The organism is Micromonospora arborensis (assembly GCF_003205615.1).
Taxonomy (GTDB): Bacteria; Actinomycetota; Actinomycetes; order Mycobacteriales; family Micromonosporaceae; genus Micromonospora; species Micromonospora arborensis.
The window spans coordinates 1-1390 of the sequence record NZ_PYBV01000074.1 but is presented as its reverse complement, the minus strand read 5'-3'; the positions used below and the strand labels follow the sequence as shown (position 1 = coordinate 1390).

Sequence of the window (1390 nt, the reverse complement as noted above, 5' to 3'; positions counted from 1 at the left end):
GGGCGACGGCTTTCTTCGCGTTAATGCCAGACTGATCGACGTCCGGCGGGGCTCGCTCATTTCTTCGCTGCCCCGGCCTGCGGCTGGTGGCTTTTCCTGATGTGCGGCCCCGCCGGACCCTGCGCCGGGCCTGGAGTGGCTTGATAGGAGCCTGCTACTGCTCGATTAAGGCATGCCCCCTCGCCCGGCTCGCGGACCCTCACCCCCGGCAGCGAGGAGCTGGCATGACCGTGATCGGAATCGACGCCCACAAGCGCACACACACCCTGGTCGCGGTCGACGACCTGGGCCGCAAGCTCGGCGAACGAACTGTCGTCGCGACGGATGAAGGTCACCTCCGCGCCGTGGAATGGGCAGGTCAGTGGCCGCAGGTGAGCTTCGCGGTCGAGGATTGCCGGCATATGACCCGCCGGCTGGAACGCGACCTGTTGCGTGCCGGGCATCGGGTTGTGCGGGTGCATACCCGGTTGATGGCTGCGGCTCGTAGGTCGGGGCGGCAGCGAGGAAAGTCCGACCCGATCGACGCCGAAGCTGTCGCCTTGGCCGCGTTGCGCGAGCCGGATCTGCCCGTTGCCCATCTCGACGGGCCTACCCGGCAGGTCAAGCTGCTCTCCGATCACCGTCACGATCTCGTCGTGGAACGCACCAAGCTATGCGGGCGGCTCCGCTGGCACCTGCATGAACTGGACCCGGAACTCCAGGTGCCCTCCCGGGGCCTGCGCCGCTACCGCGTCATCGACGAACTGGCTGCCAGACTCGCCGACCTCGACGGCACGGTCGCCCGGATCGCCCGAGATCTGCTGGTCCGCTGCCGGGAGCTGACGGTGCAGATCAACGCCCTGGAGCGTGAGCTGCGGGACCTGGTGGAGGATCTGGGACCGACCCTGCTCGCGATCCCCGGCCTGGGCGTGCTCGGCGCGGCGATGATCCTCGGCGAAACCGCCGGCGCTGCCCGATTCAAGTCCAAGCACGCCTACGCCCGCTTCAACGGCACCGCCCCGATCCCAGTGTGGTCCGGAAACAAGGTCCGGGTCCGACTCAACCGTGGCGGCAACCGCACCGTCAACACCGCGCTGCACATGGCAGCGGTCACTCAAACCCGCGGTATCGGGCCGGGCAAGGAGTACGTCGACAAGCTGATCAACAGCGGAAAGACCAAGACGGAAGCCCTACGACTGCTGCGCCGACGTTTGTCCGATCGGGTCTTCACCGCCCTACTGACTGACGAACGGGCGTGCCAACCAACCGATCGACCCGCCTGCGCTGCCGCCAGCAGCGCCCACACCGCTACACATCTGCAGCCGCTCCCGGTAGCAGCTTGACATAGGAGCATCAAGGAGACCCGGTGAACGTGCACCCGTTCATCGAGGCGGAGCAAGCCGGCAAGCAC

Annotated in this window: 1 protein-coding gene; it reads left to right on the top strand. The window is 67.3% G+C overall.

Translation table 11 applies throughout. From position 1 onward, the window contains the following. Positions 1 to 224 precede the first annotated feature (224 nt). A complete protein-coding gene (locus C7C45_RS32645; RefSeq protein WP_110568739.1) occupies positions 225 to 1322 on the top strand; it encodes an IS110 family RNA-guided transposase in 1098 nt (365 codons plus the stop codon). Positions 1323 to 1390: the final 68 nt, after the last annotated feature.

Coding starts and splice junctions, on each gene's coding strand:
- C7C45_RS32645 (WP_110568739.1), top strand. CDS start 225: ATGACCGTGATCGGAATCGACGCCCACAAGCGCACACACACCCTGGTC.